Below are 15,764 nucleotides of genomic sequence, written 5' to 3' on the forward strand. Positions count from 1 at the left end.
TGCCAGGGCATAGAAGCTGCCACACCATGGCTCCTGCATTGCAAGTTCAGACATCTTGCCAGCAAGCTGAGGCCATCTTTCGCTGTTTCCGTACTTTCTGACGCATGGTCTAAAAAGACCAACAACCTGATTATCAGCAAGAATAAACCCACAGCATTACCATCTCTAACCTGCCGATTTATACTTTGCAGCATGGAAACTTAAACCAGCACTGGCTTTCCGGTTACCAGCTCAGAGTAGCGCGCAGCCAGAAAGGCACCGATACTTTCCGCATAAGGCTTCGGAAACACATACTCGTCGATGGACTGCACCCCTACTACCTCTGCGGCTGTGCCCGTCATGAAAGCGGCATCCGCCTCCAGCAGCACATCCGGTGTAAAGAACTTCTCATGCACCGTAATGCCTGCCTCGCGGGCCAGGTCGATGATGGTGTTGCGCGTGATGCCTCGAAGTATGCTTCCGGGAGGTGCCGTAAACAGCTCGCCGTCTTTCTCATAAAAGAAATTGGCGCCCGGACCTTCGGCCACAAAGCCGTTCATGTCCAGCAGCAGTGCCTCGTCGTAGCCTTTTGCCCTGGCATCGGAGCAGGCAATGGTGGAGTTCACGTAATGGCCGGCCACCTTGGCCTCTACCGGCACCGACTTGGGGTTGGGGCGCTCATAGGGCGAAATCATCACCCGCAGGGTTTTGTCTCCGAGGTATTTCCCCCATTCCCAAGCAGCAATCAGCAGGTTGCTCTCCTGTGGGGTTGTCAGGCTCATGTTAGGTGTGGCGGCATACACCAGGGGGCGTATGTAAGCATCCTGAAGGTTATTCTTTTCCAGTACCTGGTAGGTTAGCGCTGTCAGCTCGGCCACACTATATTTGAGCGGAAGCCCTACCGTGCGGCAGGAGAAATGCAGGCGTTCATAGTGCTCCTCTGCTTTGAAAATGCGGGTGCCAGCAGGGGTATTGTACGCTCTGATCCCCTCAAAAACTGAGTACCCGTAGTGCAGGGTCTGGGCATAAACGGAGCAGGAGGCATCGCTTGCTTTTACAAACTCCCCATCCAGGAAAACGAGTGTGTCACTGTTGAAATACATGGTTTTATAAAGTATAAGGTTAGATAATCGTGCATAAAAAAGCCTTTCTTACCGGGAGGTCAGAAAGGCGTATCAGACAATACAAAGCCATTCCTTCAACCCGGCGGCAGAGGACGAATGAGAATGATAATGACTAGAATGAGCCCTAAAAACATACTGCTCTTACTTTTTATTTATATAAATAAAACAGCCATCTCTTTTGGGAGATGGCTGCAGTTATCAAAACTAAGATTTATCTGGAATCAGCATACCATCTCTACCCCGCGCGGAAGGACCACGCGAATAATAATAGAAATGGATAGAATTTGCTGATGCATTGTCTGTTCTTGAGTGTTTGTCTTCTGCAAAAGTACAGGCTGAGACTAAAGATGCAAGCTCATTTTAAAATATTTTCTGCGCAAACGTGTGTTTTACAGCCCATCAGTACCTCGGCTATACTTTATAGCCTTCTCTTTTCTCCTCTTCCAGCTGCACCAGGTCCTCCAGCAACCCTAATGCCACCTGTCCGGGCTTGCCGTCTCCGATCACCTGCTCATCCACCTGCACAATGGGCAAAATACGTTTGGTGGTACTGGTCATGAACACCTCTTTGGCTTCGTATACATCCTGCAGCGTTACGGTGCTTTCTTCTGTTTTATACTTCCTGCCGGCCAGTGCCAGCACGTTCTTGCGCGTCACGCCCAGCAGCACATTCTCGGCCGGGGTGGCCACGGCGCCATCCTGTCTCACGACAAAAAGGTTACACCTCGGCAACTCCGACACCACTCCGTTGCGCTGGTACAGCACATCGCTGGCCCCCCGCTGCTTTATTTCCTCTATCAGCCGGATGCCCATGGTATAGTTGATGGTTTTGGCCTGCGGTACTTCCCGCACGTAGTCGTGGGTGATGATTCTGACGCCCTTCTCCAGCATCTCCGGTCCCGGAAGGGCGAGCGGCTGCTGCAGTATGATCAGGCTGGGTTCGGCAAGGTCGTACCCGTTTTCGGAGTAACCACCGGTCAGGATCATTTTCATGCCTGCCCATGGTATGTTGTTTCTAACGATCAGGTCCTGGATAACCGAGCGCAGCTCCTCCTCCGACACCGGCACCTGCATCTTCATCGCCGCTGCCGAGGCGTGGAAGCGCGCCAGGTAATCCTCCAGAAAAACCGGCTGACCGTGGAATACCCTGAAGTAGTCGAAAACGCCGTAGCCGCGCTGGATGGAAAGATCGCTGATGTGCAGTGTGGCCTGCGCTAGCGGCAGCACCTGCCCGCGCACGTAGGCATAATTAGGGTTTGGTTGCATGGTATTTCTTTAACAGCTTTTGAACCTTGTTTAGGGGCAGCGCCTCCACTTTTCTGCCGTCTTTGCCTGTCATGGTCTCGGCCATGAACAGCGAGTTGATAATTGCCTCCTCGGTGGCCTCGATCACAGCCATAAAAAGCGGCGACATTTCGTCGTTGCGAAGTATAGGGGCCGTTTCAGTTTTACTTTCAGAAGTATAAGCAATACGTAAGTCCTGTGCTGTGGAGAAGGCGATCACATAGTCGCCGCTGCCGTTGGAGGCAATGCCGCCGGTTTTGGCCAGCCCCAGCATGGCACGACTGGCCATGCGCTCCAGGTTGCGGGCATCCACGGGGGCATCGGTAGCCACTACGATCATGCAGGAGCCGTCGGCGCTGTCTTTAACCTGCTGGTTCATGAAGTACTGGCCTAACTCCTGCCCCACCGGTACGCCGTTTACCTGCAGCACCCCTCCGAAGTTAGTCTGCACCAGCACGCCCACCGTATAGCCCCCAAGGTCTTGCGGGAGCTTTCGGGAGGAGGTGCCAATACCACCCTTCCAGCCGAAGCACACTGTTCCGGTACCTGCTCCTACGTTCCCTTCCGGCACGCCGCCGCCCGTTGCCTGCCGTATGGCTTGCAGCATATGCTCCTCCTTTACATGCCTGCCCCGGATGTCGTTCAGGTAACCGTCGTTCGTCTCGCCCACCACCGCATTTACCGACTGCACCTGCTCGTTGCCGGGCTGCTGCAGCGTATAGCCAATCAGGGCATCCATAGCGGTAGCCACGTTCAGCGTGTTTGTAAGTATAATGGGTGTTTCAAGATTACCAAGCTCCTGTACCTGTGTGCTGCCGGCCAGTTTGCCAAAGCCATTGCCTACAAATATGGCAGCCGGCACCTTCTGCTGAAACACATTGCCTGCATGCGGAAGTATGGCCGTTACGCCTGTGCGCACCTTATCGCCCTGCACCAGCGTGGTGTGCCCCACCTGCACCCCCGCCACATCCGTAATGGCGTTATACTTGCCGGTTGGCAACACGCCTATCTTTACGCCATACTCCCTGACTCGCTTCCGCTCCTGCCCCCATACCTGTACGCTCATCGTTATCAATAGTAAAAGTATAAGGGCTGCTCTCATATTTGTCTTTTATCTGGAAGTATAGCAAATGCCACAACGCATAAAAATAGAAAAGCCACAAGAGAAAAGCTATAGTTTGTGAGGCAGCAGCAGTTAGTCGCAGAGAGGCAAAACTCACAGTAAACATAAATGCCGCTGACTTAAACAGCCAGCGGCATTTATAAATATATGACAAAATAATTTTTATAGTGCTTCAAGGCTAGCGCATGAGTACTCTACCCGCGGGCAAGCACAGCGCACCCGCAGGAAATCACTACAGTGTTAGAAGTATCTCAGCCAGTTTGAACACCGCAGGCATTACCAGTAATGGTCGTAACGCTTGCGCGGTGGCCGCTGCTGCTTCTTGCCGTAACAGTAGTAAACGAAGTAGGCCACGCCATATAGGGCCAAGACCAAACCTATGATCAGTGTTTCCATATGCCCAATATACGTAATAAAATTCAGAAGTTATGGTGTAAACAGAAGATAAATAAGGGCAATCAGCAAAAATTAGCCGGTAAACTCATTCCTTCACCACTTCCTATCCTCCTCAGAAACAATTTTTTAGAAAAATTATATAATTTTTACATCATCAATTTTAAATAATCGTATACAACCATAATCATTTAATTTAATCCCACCCCAAAACCCGAAAGGAGGTAACTATGGGCACAGTAAGGCATATTCTTCAGAAGAAAGGGCATGAGGTCCTGTTCGTTAATCCTTCCACTACTGTGTATTATGCGCTGGAGTTCATGGTCGAGAAGAACGTGGGAGCCCTGCTGGTGATGGAGGAGGAGCGGTTTGCAGGCATTTTCACAGAAAGGGATTACGCCAGAAAAGTTATCCTGAAAGGAAAGGCCTCAAAAGAGACGCTGGTACGCGAGATCATGAGCGAGCATCCCGCTACCGTAACACCAGATGACACCGTAGAGAACTGCATGAAATTAATGACTCAAAAGTATATCCGTCACCTGCCCGTAATAGAAGGTGGCAAGCTTGTGGGACTGGTTTCTATCGGCGATATCGTGAAATACATCATCGAAGAGCAGAAGTTTATTATCGACAACCTCGAGCACTATATTACAGGCCATTGATTGCGGCCGGCAGCATTGCCGGCCGTACAGGTTTTAAAACTCTATTCGCAAGGAGGCGAAAAGCTGTGGATGCTTCAAATGAAAGTACAACATTGCTATGGCCCATGCTGGTCTATGGGGCCATTGTGCTCAGTTTAGTTGGGCTTATACTGGGCCTCTCCTATGTGCTGGGCCAACGGCATAAAGACCGTGCCACCGGCGAGCCCTACGAAGGCGGCATAGTAAGTGCCGGCGGCGCCCGCATGCGATTTTCCTCTCAGTTTTACCTGGTGGCCATGCTCTTTGTGATCTTCGATGTGGAGGTGGTTTTTATACTTTCATGGGCCATAGCTTTCCGAGAGTTGGGTTGGTATGGCTATGCTGGCGTGGCGGTTTTTGTAGTGATGCTGGTGGTGGTGCTGGTGTACGAGTGGCGCAACGGAGCATTGGATTTTGGCCCCGACGGCAGCAAGATCCTGGCGGCCTATAAGCGCATGACGCAAAAGCCTGCTGTTTGAATTGGTTTTTTGGTTGTTAGTTATTGGTTTTTAGACTCAATAATCTACAGTTAGTAAGGAGATCATTAAAAAACTAACAGCTACAAAGCTTACTCATTCTAATGCCTGACAACGAATAACTAAAAACGAATAAACTAACAACCATGAAATGGTGGCTCAGTAAACCGGATGATCCAGTAAAAGCGACGAGCGGCACCGGCTCTTACGAGGAGACGGTGCAGCAAAGCGTCATGCTCACCACCCTGCAGGATCTGATTGCCTGGGGCCGGAAAAATTCCATGTGGCCCTTCCACTTCGGACTGAGCTGCTGCTTTGTGGAAATGGCTACTAGTATGACGCCAAAGTATGACGTGGCACGTTTTGGGGCTGAAGTAATCCGCGGCACCCCGCGTGAGGCCGATGTGATGATTATAGCTGGTACGGTTTTCATCAAAATGGCCCCCATCATCAAGCGCCTGCACGAGCAGATGCTGGAGCCCCGCTGGGTGATCTCAATGGGTAGTTGCGCTAACTCCGGTGGCATGTTCGATATCTATAGCGTGGTGCAGGGGGTGGATAAATTCCTGCCCGTGGATGTGTACGTACCCGGCTGCCCTCCCCGACCCGACGCGTTTATGGAAGGCCTGCTGCTACTGGCAGAATCTGTGGGCAAAGAACGGCGGCCGCTCAGCTGGACAATTGGCGAGCAGGGCATTATAAAGCCAGAGAAGATAGATGTAAAGGAAAGACGGCAGGAGGCACGCTCAAAAATGACGGAGTTCAGGTCTCCAGATGAAGTGTAAGTATGCGCTTTAAAACCTGCATACATTTTATAAATATGTTGGTATGTCGAATAAGCTCTATACAGAAATAGATGGCGATTACTTAAAGAAAAACCCTACATGGCATGTAGAAGACTCACCATGGAAGGCAAAGCAGATTCTAAAAATGTTAGCTCGTAACCCAGCTGTAAAACCCAAGTCTGTTGCCGAGATTGGTTGTGGGGCAGGAGAAATATTAAACCAGCTTCATTCATCGTTGCCAGCAGATGTTACCTTCACAGGATATGATATTTCGGGTGATGCGATTAACCTTGCAAAACAAAGGGAGAAGGACAGGTTAGAGTTTGAGTGTAAAGACCTTGTAGAAGCTAATAAAAGATTTGACCTCCTGCTAATGATAGATGTCTTCGAACATGTAGATAATTACTTAAACTTCTTAAAGCATTGTAAAGACATCGCAGCAAATACCATGTTTCATATCCCCCTAGACATATCAGTTCAGGCTATTTTGAGAGGCAAATTGATATCCAAGCGAAACTCAGTTGGACACTTGCACTACTTTATGAAAGAGACGGCAATTGCTACTTTAGTTGACGCTGGATACAGGGTGATTGACTCTTTTTACACTGCAGGATCGCTGGACATACCCCGCAGAACCATTAAATCTAAAATTGCTTCCTTACCGCGATGGGTAATGTACAAAACGAACAAAGACCTGGCCGTTAAGCTTTTTGGAGGATTTTCATTGTTGGTGCTCACAGGCAAGAATTAAGTCAACTTTAGTCCACACATTAGAAGTAGAAACAATACAATATAAGCACAGCATGAAGTAGCGTAGCATCACGGGCACTTTTTCAGATTCACCCATGGAAAACGGGAACAGCATAGTAGCGCAACTGCAGGCGCAGTTCGGGGAAGACACGTTTACCCCGCAGACGACAAAGGATGAAATCCTCACCCTCTGGATGCCGCACGACAAGATCGTGGAGGTCCTCAGCTTCCTGAAAAAGGAAATCCCACAGCCTTTCCGCATGCTCTACGACCTCACAGCCATTGATGAACGAACCCGAAAGCCTGACAACGGCCATATCCCTTACGCTTTTACCATTATTTACCACCTCCTCTCCTTCGATCGCAACAGTTTCATAAGGCTAAAAGTAGGTTACCGCGATGAGTTCCCGACGGTGCCAAGTATCAGCAGCCTCTGGGCCAATGCCAACTGGTACGAGCGCGAAGTGTACGACATGTTCGGCATCCGCTTTACGGGCCATCCGCACCTGTACCGCATCCTGATGCCGCGTACCTGGGTAGGACACCCGCTGCGCAAAGAACATCCGGCACGTGCCACCGAAATGGGCCCTTTTGCTTTATATGATGATAAAGTGGACCTGGAGCAGGCGGCCCTGCAGTTTAAACCGGAAGAATGGGGCCTGCAGCGGCAGAGCGACGACAGCGATTTTATGTTCCTCAACATCGGACCGCAGCACCCGGGTACGCACGGCGTCCTGCGTATCGTGCTGCAGCTGGACGGTGAGGACATCGTGGACGCTATTCCGGACATTGGCTTTCACCACCGCGGGCAGGAGAAGATGGCCGAGCGGCAGTCGTGGCATACCTACCTCCCCTACACCGACCGTGTGGACTACCTCGGCGGCACCATGAACAACCTGGCCTACCTGATGGCCGTGGAGAAATTGGCCGGCATCCAGGTGCCGGACCGCGTGAAGGTGATCCGCATCATGTTGTGCGAGCTTTTCCGCATTGCCAGCCATCTGGTGTGGTACGGCACTTTCGCCCAGGACGTAGGGCAGCTCTCACCGGTATTCTACATGTTCACCGACCGCGAAAAGATATTTGATATCGTAGAGGCTGTCACTGGCGGACGCATGCACCCTAACTGGTTCCGCATCGGCGGAGTGGCGCAGGACCTGCCCAAAGGCTGGGAAACGCTGGTGCAGAATTTTCTGGATTACTTCCCGAAACGGCTGAAAGAATACGATGCCATGGTGATGAAGAACAGCCTGTTCAAGGCGCGTACCAAAGGCATCGGCATCTTTACCTTAGATGAGGCCATAGAATGGGGCGTGACTGGCCCGAACCTGCGTGCCTGCGGTATGGCGTGGGACTTCCGCAAGAAGCAGCCCTACTCCGGCTACGACTTGTTCGATTTTGAGGTACCCACTGCTGCCAACGGCGATTGCTATGACCGCGCCGTGGTGCGCGTGGCCGAGATGCGCCAAAGTCTGCGCATCATTGAGCAATGCCTGAAGAACATGCCGGAAGGGCCTTACAAAGCAGATCATCCGCTCACTACGCCGCCGATTAAAAAGCATACGATGCACGACATCGAAACCCTCATCACGCACTTTTTGGGGGTGAGCTGGGGCCCCGTGATGCCTGTGGGGGAAGCCATGAGTTGTATTGAGGCCACGAAAGGCGCCAACGGCTACTACGTCACCAGCGACGGCAACACCTCACCCTACCGCCTGCGCATTCGCACTCCCTCGTTCCCGCACATGCAGATGCTGCCCTACATTACTAAGGGTTATACCGTGGCAGACTTGCTCTCTATACTTGGTGCAATGGACTATGTGCTGGCTGATATTGACCGCTAAGTGAGGCAGAAGAATTGAAAACAAAGTCTCCGCTGGTTTGAGCCTGAGACGTTCAAACCAGCAGGAGCACAAAATAAAGTGTCGTATTTCTAACGTCCTGATATTTAAAGCTACCACATGCTGACCGCAGAAGAAAAACATCAGATCGACCACGAAATTAGCCTGGTACCTTCGCCAAAGAACGCGTGTATTGAGGCCCTGAAGATCGTGCAGCAAAGCCATGGTTGGGTGTCGGACGAGAGCCTGCAGGACGTGGCCGAATACGTGGGCATGTCTACTGCGGAGCTGGATAGTGTGGCGACGTTCTACAACCTGATCTTCCGCAGGCCGGTTGGCAGGCACGTGATTCTTCTCTGCGACAGCATCAGCTGCTATGTGATGGGCTACGAAGACATCCGCAATCATCTTTTTGAAAAATTGAGCATACAATATGGCCAGACCACAGCAGATGGCCGCTTTACCATACTTCCCAACTGCTGCCTCGGCACCTGCGACTGTGCCCCTGCCCTTATGATAGACCACGATCTGTACCGTAACCTGACGGTGGAACAACTGGATGAGATCCTGAGCAAGTATACCTAAACCCAAAGCGGGCACCTATGGAAAAGCCCCTGACCCAACACATTGTACCTGGCCGCAAACCACTCAACTTAAAGGAGTATGAGCAAGTGGGCGGCTATGCATCTGTGCGAAAAATCCTGAAAGAGATGTCGCCCCAGGAGGTGCAGGCATTGGTGAAAGACGCCAACCTGCGCGGGCGCGGCGGCGCAGGCTTCCCGACAGGCATGAAGTGGAGCTTTGTGCCCATGGGAGATGATGCGCCTTCGCCAAAGTACCTGGTGGCCAACGCCGATGAAATGGAGCCAGGCACTTTTAAAGACCGCGTGCTGCTGGAAGGAAATCCGCACCAACTCATTGAGGGGATGATTGTGGCCTCCTACGCTATCCAGGCAAGTATAAGTTACGTATTTCTGCGCTGGGCTTACAAGCTGGCGGCCAAAGAAATCACCCAGGCTATAAAGGAAGCTTATGAGGCTGGCTATTTGGGTAAAAACATACTAGGCTCCGGCTTTAACCTGGAGATGCACCTGCACACGGGTGTGGGCCGCTACATGTGCGGCGAGGAAACGGCCTTGCTCAATGCACTGGAAGGCAAACGCGCCAACCCCAGAGCTAAACCCCCCTTCCCGCAAGTCAGCGGTCTGTTCGGTAAACCGACCATCGTGAACAACGTGGAGACGCTTTGCTGTCTGCCGCACATCATCAACAACGGGGCGGAGTGGTTTAAGAAACTGGGTTTAACAGAGGACGCCGGCACTAAGCTTTACGGCGTGAGCGGCCGCGTGAAAACACCCGGCTGCTGGGAACTGCCCATGGGCACCACTATACGGGAGCTACTCGAAGAGCATGCCGGTGGCATGCAGGACGGCTACTTGTTCAGGGGCCTTTTGCCCGGCGGCGCCTCCACCGATTTTCTGGTGGAAGAGCACCTGGACCTGCCCATGGACTATGCTTCTATTCAGGCGGCTGGCAGTCGTTTGGGTACGGGTACCATGATCATCATGGACGACCAGACCTGCCCTGTCGGCTTTACGCTGAACCTGCAGCACTTCTTTGCGCAGGAATCCTGCGGCTTCTGTATGCCCTGCCGCGAAGGGCTGCCTTGGGTAGAGAAAATACTCCTGGCCATAGACAAAGGCGAAGGCAAACCCGAACACCTGCTCACCCTCGACTTCCATACCAAATATCTTGGCCCCGGCAACACCTTTTGCGCGCTGGCACCCGGCGCCATGGAACCCCTGCAGAGCGCTCTGAAATATTTCAGAGAGGATTTTGAACGGCACATTCACGAACACCACTGTCCCTGGAGCAAAAGCAAAGCATGGCAACCATCTATATAGATAACCACCCCTACGACGTGCAGGCAGGTAAAAACCTGCTCGAAACCTGCCTCACCCTCGGCAAGGACCTGCCTTACTTCTGCTGGCACCCGGCCATGGGCTCCATCGGGGCCTGCCGTCAGTGCGCCGTGAAGGTGTACAAGGACGAAAACGATACCAAAGGCAAGCTCTTTATGTCGTGCATGGAGCAGGTGCGGGACGGTATGCGCATCTCTATTGCCGACCTGGAGGCCAAGGAATTCCGGGCGCACATCATCGGCTGGCTTATGACTAACCACCCCCACGACTGCGCCGTGTGCGACGAGGGCGGCGCCTGCCACCTGCAGGACATGACCGTGATGACAGGCCATAACTACAGGCAGTACAGCTTTCAGAAGCGCACCTATCGCAACCAGTACCTGGGACCTTTCCTCAACCACGAAATGAACCGCTGCATACAGTGCTACCGCTGTGTGCGCTATTATAAAGATTATGCCGGTGGCAAAGACCTGGATGTGTTTGCCGCCCACAACCATTTATACTTTGGCCGCGCCGAAGACGGAGTACTGGAGAGCGAGTTCAGCGGCAATTTGGCAGAAGTGTGCCCAACGGGCGTGTTTACTGATAAAACGCTGAAACAGCACTACACCCGCAAATGGGACCTTACTTCTGCTCCTTCTGTATGCCATCACTGCAGCCTCGGCTGCAACACCATCGCCGGCGAACGCTACGGCACGCTGCGCAACATCACCAACCGGTATAACGGCGATGTGAACGGCTACTTTCTCTGCGACCGTGGCCGCTTCGGCTACGAGTTTGTGAACAGCCCCGGCCGCATCCGAAAGCCTTTGGTACGCAGCCGGCTGCCCGAGGCGACGGAGAAATATCCGGCCCTAAAAGCTGCCTCGTCTGCCATCAAGGCAGGACGTGTCATCGGCATTGGCTCGCCCCGCGCTTCTGTGGAGTCGAATTATGTACTGAAGAAACTGGTAGGCGAGGATAACTTCCACCATGGCGTGTCGGATGTAGATCATGACTTGGTGGAGCTGGCGCTGCACATCCTTCGCAATGGCTCGGTAAGAACGCCTTCTTTAAGAGAGGTAGAGAAAGCAGATGCCGTCTTTATACTTGGCGAGGACCTTACGAACACCGCTCCCATGCTGGCGCTGGCCGTACGACAGTCGGTAAGGCAGCAGCCCATACTAGAGGAAGTATCGAAGGCGAAAATCCCCGTGTGGCAGGATGCAGCCGTGCGCGGACTGGTGCAGACAGATAAGGGGCCACTCTTCATTGCGCACTATACGCCTACAAAACTGGATGAACTGGCTACTCATACTTTCTTCGACTCACCGGATGCTATTGCCCGCCTCGGATTTGCTGTGGCTAATGTGATAAGTGAGGAATCTCCGGAAGTACGAGGCATAAGTGAGGAGGAGCAGACACTGGCACAACAGATTGCAGAGGCTTTGATGAACGCTCAGAATCCACTCATTATTTCCGGTACCTCCTCCGGAAGCGAGCGCGTGTTGAAAGCCGCCGCCAACATCGCACATGCCTTGAAGGCCAGGGAGAAACCGGCAGGCATCAGCCTGGTGGTGCCCGAGTGCAACAGCATGGGCCTGGCCCTGCTTGGCGGCCATAAACTAGAATCGGCTTTTGAGGCGGTGATGAACGGCTATGCTGATACGGTGATTATCTTGGAGAACGACCTTTACCGAAGAGCCGGTGCCGCCACGATTGATCAGTTTCTGAAGAACTGCAAACAGGTGATCGCGCTGGACCACCTGCACAACGCCACCACCGAGCAGGCTAGTATACTTTTGCCGGCCACGCCTTTCTCCGAAGCCGACGGCACGCTCATCAACAACGAAGGGCGGGCGCAGCGGTTTTTCCAGGTATACCCGGTGCCCGAGGAGATACAGGAAAGCTGGCATTGGCTGGCTGAGATCGGCACCATTATGGCCGACGAGCAGATCAGCAGCTGGCACGGCTACGATGACATTGTAAAGGCCATCGCCAAAGAATACCCGGAATTGGAAGGCATTAGGAAAACGGCGCCACCTTCTGATTTCCGCATTGCTGGCCAACGCATCCCGCGCGAGCCGCACCGCTTCAGCGGGCGCACTTCCATGAACGCCGGCATGAACGTAAGCGAACCCAAGCCAGCCGAAGATCCTGACTCACCCCTCTCCTATACTATGGAAGGCTACCGGGGTCAGCCGCCTTCTTCTATGATTCCGTTTTTCTGGTCACCGGGCTGGAACTCGAACCAGGCCACCAACAAGTACCAGGAGGAAGTAGGCGGACATTTGAAGGGCGGAGATCCGGGTGTGCGGTTGATAGAGCCTACTGGCAACCCGCTGTTCTCCACGGCCGTACCGCAGAAATTTTTCCCGCTGGAGGGCCACCTGTACATGCTGCCGCTGCACCATACTTTCGGGTCTGAGGAGCTGAGCAACCAATCGCCTTCCATTATGCAGCGAATTTCGGAACCTTATGTGGCCATTAACGCTGCTGATGCTATCCGGATGAAGCTGGACGAGGGGCAGCAGCTGAGCTTCTCCATTGAAGGACAGATCTACCAGTTACCAGTACGCTTAAGCCAGACCATTCCGAGCGGCACCGCCGGCATGCCCAACGGCTTACCTGGGGTACCTTTTGCCGAACTACCTGCCTGGGCCATACTTAACCGAGACATCAAATGGAAACAGCAACCCCAAACTACTTTCTAATCATCGGCGGCGTGCTGTTCGTCATGCTGAACGTGGCCGCTTTGCTCATCTGGGTAGAGCGCCGTGGCCTCGCCCTGTTCCAGGACCGCTACGGCCCGAACCGCGCAGGTCCCTTCGGCTTGCTCATCGTGGCCGCTGACTCTATTAAGCTGTTCTTTAAGCAGGATTGGATTCCGCCTTTTGCCGACAAGCCTGTGTTCGTGCTGGCCCCGGCCATTGTGGTGGTCACAGTGCTGATGAGCTTTGTGGTGATCCCGTTCGCGCCGGGGATAATTGTAGCTGACCTGAACATCGGCTTGCTTTTCTTCCTGGCCATGTCGTCCATGGGTGCCTACAGCATTATACTAGGAGGCTGGGCCTCGAACAACAAGTATAGCTTGCTGGGTGCGATGCGTGGGGCGGCGCAGATGATTTCTTATGAAGTATTCATGGGCCTTTCGCTGATGGGTGTGGTCCTGCTCAGCGGCTCCTTCAGTTTGGTGGAGATCGTGGAGGCGCAGCGGGGACTGTGGTTCTTCATCCCGCAGATCGTCGGCTTTGTGATCTTCTTCATTGCGGGCATCGCCGAAACGCACCGCCTGCCTTTCGACATTCCGGAAGCCGAGAGTGAGCTGATTGCGGGCTTCCACTCGGAGTACTCGGGCATGAAGTTCGGTATGTTCTTCATCGGCGAGTACATGGGCATCACGCTCATTTCCTGCATGATCGTGACTTTATACTTTGGCGGCTGGCTTGGCCCAGATTTCCTGCCGCCCATTGTGTGGTTCATCCTCAAGACCCTCTTCTTCCTGCTGATCTTCGTCCTCCTCCGCGCCTCCATGCCCCGGCCAAGGTATGATCAGCTGATGGAGTATGGCTGGAAGGTACTCTTGCCGCTCACGCTGCTGAACCTGATGGTAACGGCTGGGGTGGTGCTGTGGATGAATGAGAGTTGAGGAGTTGAGGAGTTGGGGAGTTAGAGAGTTTAGGAGTTGCTAGTAATCTGCTCTTTCGGATTTTTAATCCGAAAGTATAGTAACCGCGGATTTGTAATCCGCATTGCAAAGGCAGTGGCTAATGGCATGCAAGCGGATTGCAAATCCGCAATTAACCAGGTTCCGGATTACAAATCCGGAACAGCGATAGTGCCAAAACGCTGGTGCGAGCTTGTAGCTCGTAACGCACACAATTTTATTAAAAATGGAGAAGCTTGTGCTACAGAACAACTCAGAATAAGAAGTAAGAAAATTCCCTGCCTTGGACTAGTGAGAACGCGAGTTCGAAACTAGCGAGCGTAGCTCTGAGAGGTTATGGGTGGTTGGACCCGGAACAGCACAAGTATAAAAGAACTATAAAACGAAAGGAGCAGCTATGTTTAGTTTGTTGCGCAGTATGTGGCTCACGTTTCTGCATGCTTTTCATAAGCGGGAGACCATACTTTACCCGGAGCAGAAACCTATACTCCCGACCCGGTGGCGGGGCCGCATCGTGCTCACGCGCGACCCGGACGGCGGCGAGCGCTGCGTGGCCTGCAACCTCTGTGCCGCCGCCTGTCCGGTAGACTGCATTGCCCTGCAACCTACTGAGGATGAAACCGGCCGCCGTTACCCTGACTTCTTCCGCATCAACTTCTCGCGCTGCATTTTCTGCGGCTACTGCGAAGAGGCCTGCCCTACCTACGCCATTCAGCTCATCCCCGACTTCGAAATGGGCGAGTACAACCGGCAGAACCTGGTGTATGAGAAAAAAGACCTGCTCATCAATGGCCAGGGCAAATACCATGGCTACAACTACTATAAAGTGGCGGGCATGGCCATTGGCGGAAAAGACAAAGGCGAGGCCGAAAACGAACTGCCTCCAGTTGATATCAAAAGTTTACTCCCCTAGCCTATGGAACTGACATTTTATATCGCGGCAGCGGTTGCCGTACTCTCCACGATCATGGTAATCACGCGCTACAATATCATCCACGCCCTGCTCTACTTGGTGGTCTCGTTCCTGGCGGTGGCGGTGGTGTTTTTCACTATGGGCGCCCCCTTTATGGCGGCGCTGGAAATCATCATCTATGCCGGGGCAATCGTGGTGCTCATCATCTTTGTAATCATGATGCTGAACCTGACGCAGGAGGATGTGCAGCAGGAAAAGGAATGGCTGAAGCCCTCAATATGGGTGGGTCCGGCCATACTTTCGGCGGTGCTGCTGGCGGAGCTGGTATATATTGTAGCGGCCGGCACCCCGCCACAAGCGGAAGCAGTGGTAGCGGTAGACGCTAAACTGGTGGGTTTGTCGTTGTTCGGGCCTTACATCCTGGGCGTGCAACTCTGCGGTATACTACTTACCGCAGGCATTGTGGGCGCCTACCACCTGGGCAGGCAGAAAAAGAAAGTTATTCACCGGTTTTTACAGGAAAGGAGCGCAGCCGCATGAGTGTATCCACCATGGAAGCCGCCCTGTTGCTGGCAGGGGTTCTATTTATGCTGGGGCTGATCAGCGTACTGATTCGCCGCAACATCATTTTTATGCTGATTTCTGTGGAGATCATGCTCAACGCCGCTGGGCTCGCTTTTATCGTGGCTGGCTCCAAATGGGTACAGCCCGACGGGCAGGTGATGTTCATTTTCATACTGACCATGGCAGCCGCGGAAGTATCGGTGGGGCTGGCGCTGATCCTGCAGATCTATCATCAACTTAAAACCCTCGACAGCGACGCTGCCAACTTTATGAAAGGATAAGAC

General features: G+C 53.0%; 15 protein-coding genes. 12 read left to right on the plus strand and 3 right to left on the minus strand.

What is annotated here, in order from left to right:
* Nucleotides 1–200 precede the first annotated feature (200 nt).
* From PXG97_RS07775 to PXG97_RS07785, 3 genes are all read right to left on the minus strand, one after another.
* Nucleotides 201–1,082: a branched-chain amino acid transaminase gene (locus PXG97_RS07775; RefSeq protein ID WP_276497185.1), complete on the minus strand. Its 882-nt coding sequence runs from the start codon at nt 1,080–1,082 to the stop codon at nt 201–203.
* A gap of 432 nt (nt 1,083–1,514) precedes the next feature.
* On the minus strand, nt 1,515–2,369 hold the full coding sequence (locus PXG97_RS07780) for an aminotransferase class IV (protein ID WP_276497186.1): 855 nt from the start codon (nt 2,367–2,369) through the stop codon (nt 1,515–1,517).
* Entirely contained in the window at nt 2,353–3,453 is a 1,101-nt protein-coding gene (locus PXG97_RS07785; protein ID WP_338088602.1) for a DmpA family aminopeptidase, read from the minus strand. Before PXG97_RS07785 ends, PXG97_RS07780 begins: the two co-directional genes overlap by 17 nt.
* A 680-nt stretch (nt 3,454–4,133) precedes the next feature.
* Between PXG97_RS07785 and PXG97_RS07790 the strand changes: the two genes are divergently transcribed.
* The 12 genes from PXG97_RS07790 to nuoK all read left to right on the plus strand — a co-directional run bounded on the left by PXG97_RS07790 (nt 4,134) and on the right by nuoK (nt 15,761).
* Nucleotides 4,134–4,565 (plus strand): CBS domain-containing protein, encoded by a 432-nt coding sequence (locus PXG97_RS07790; RefSeq protein ID WP_276497188.1) that lies wholly within the window; start codon nt 4,134–4,136, stop codon nt 4,563–4,565.
* Nucleotides 4,566–4,630: 65 nt separating this feature from the next.
* Nucleotides 4,631–5,062 (plus strand): NADH-quinone oxidoreductase subunit A, encoded by a 432-nt coding sequence (locus tag PXG97_RS07795; RefSeq protein ID WP_276497189.1) that lies wholly within the window; start codon nt 4,631–4,633, stop codon nt 5,060–5,062.
* A gap of 143 nt (nt 5,063–5,205) precedes the next feature.
* Nucleotides 5,206–5,844 (plus strand): NADH-quinone oxidoreductase subunit B, encoded by a 639-nt coding sequence (locus PXG97_RS07800; protein WP_276497190.1) that lies wholly within the window; start codon nt 5,206–5,208, stop codon nt 5,842–5,844.
* A 43-nt stretch (nt 5,845–5,887) separates the two neighbouring features.
* Entirely contained in the window at nt 5,888–6,595 is a 708-nt protein-coding gene (locus tag PXG97_RS07805; protein ID WP_276497191.1) for a class I SAM-dependent methyltransferase, read from the plus strand.
* A 94-nt stretch (nt 6,596–6,689) separates the two neighbouring features.
* Nucleotides 6,690–8,438 (plus strand): NADH-quinone oxidoreductase subunit C/D, encoded by a 1,749-nt coding sequence (gene nuoC, locus PXG97_RS07810; RefSeq protein ID WP_276497192.1) that lies wholly within the window; start codon nt 6,690–6,692, stop codon nt 8,436–8,438.
* A gap of 117 nt (nt 8,439–8,555) precedes the next feature.
* Nucleotides 8,556–9,020 (plus strand): NADH-quinone oxidoreductase subunit NuoE, encoded by a 465-nt coding sequence (gene nuoE, locus PXG97_RS07815; RefSeq protein ID WP_276497193.1) that lies wholly within the window; start codon nt 8,556–8,558, stop codon nt 9,018–9,020.
* 17 nt (nt 9,021–9,037) lie between these two features.
* Entirely contained in the window at nt 9,038–10,339 is a 1,302-nt protein-coding gene (nuoF, locus tag PXG97_RS07820; RefSeq protein ID WP_276497194.1) for an NADH-quinone oxidoreductase subunit NuoF, read from the plus strand.
* Nucleotides 10,321–13,050: an NADH-quinone oxidoreductase subunit NuoG gene (gene nuoG, locus PXG97_RS07825; RefSeq protein WP_276497195.1), complete on the plus strand. Its 2,730-nt coding sequence runs from the start codon at nt 10,321–10,323 to the stop codon at nt 13,048–13,050. Before nuoF ends, nuoG begins: the two co-directional genes overlap by 19 nt.
* Nucleotides 13,020–13,985, plus strand: coding sequence for an NADH-quinone oxidoreductase subunit NuoH (nuoH, locus tag PXG97_RS07830; RefSeq protein WP_276497196.1), 966 nt, complete (start codon nt 13,020–13,022; stop codon nt 13,983–13,985). Before nuoG ends, nuoH begins: the two co-directional genes overlap by 31 nt.
* A gap of 415 nt (nt 13,986–14,400) precedes the next feature.
* Complete coding sequence (nuoI, locus tag PXG97_RS07835; protein WP_276497197.1) at nt 14,401–14,916, plus strand: NADH-quinone oxidoreductase subunit NuoI; 516 nt, start codon at nt 14,401–14,403, stop codon at nt 14,914–14,916.
* Between the two features lie 3 nt (nt 14,917–14,919).
* Nucleotides 14,920–15,456 carry an NADH-quinone oxidoreductase subunit J gene (nuoJ, locus tag PXG97_RS07840; protein ID WP_276497198.1) on the plus strand — a complete coding sequence of 179 codons (537 nt, stop codon included), beginning with the start codon at nt 14,920–14,922 and terminating at the stop codon, nt 15,454–15,456.
* Nucleotides 15,453–15,761 carry an NADH-quinone oxidoreductase subunit NuoK gene (gene nuoK / locus PXG97_RS07845; protein ID WP_266053342.1) on the plus strand — a complete coding sequence of 103 codons (309 nt, stop codon included), beginning with the start codon at nt 15,453–15,455 and terminating at the stop codon, nt 15,759–15,761. The genes nuoJ and nuoK overlap by 4 nt, the downstream gene beginning before the upstream one ends.
* Nucleotides 15,762–15,764: the final 3 nt, after the last annotated feature.

The sequence above is a fragment of the Pontibacter litorisediminis genome (assembly GCF_029360645.1).
GTDB classification, from domain to species: domain Bacteria; phylum Bacteroidota; class Bacteroidia; order Cytophagales; family Hymenobacteraceae; genus Pontibacter; species Pontibacter litorisediminis.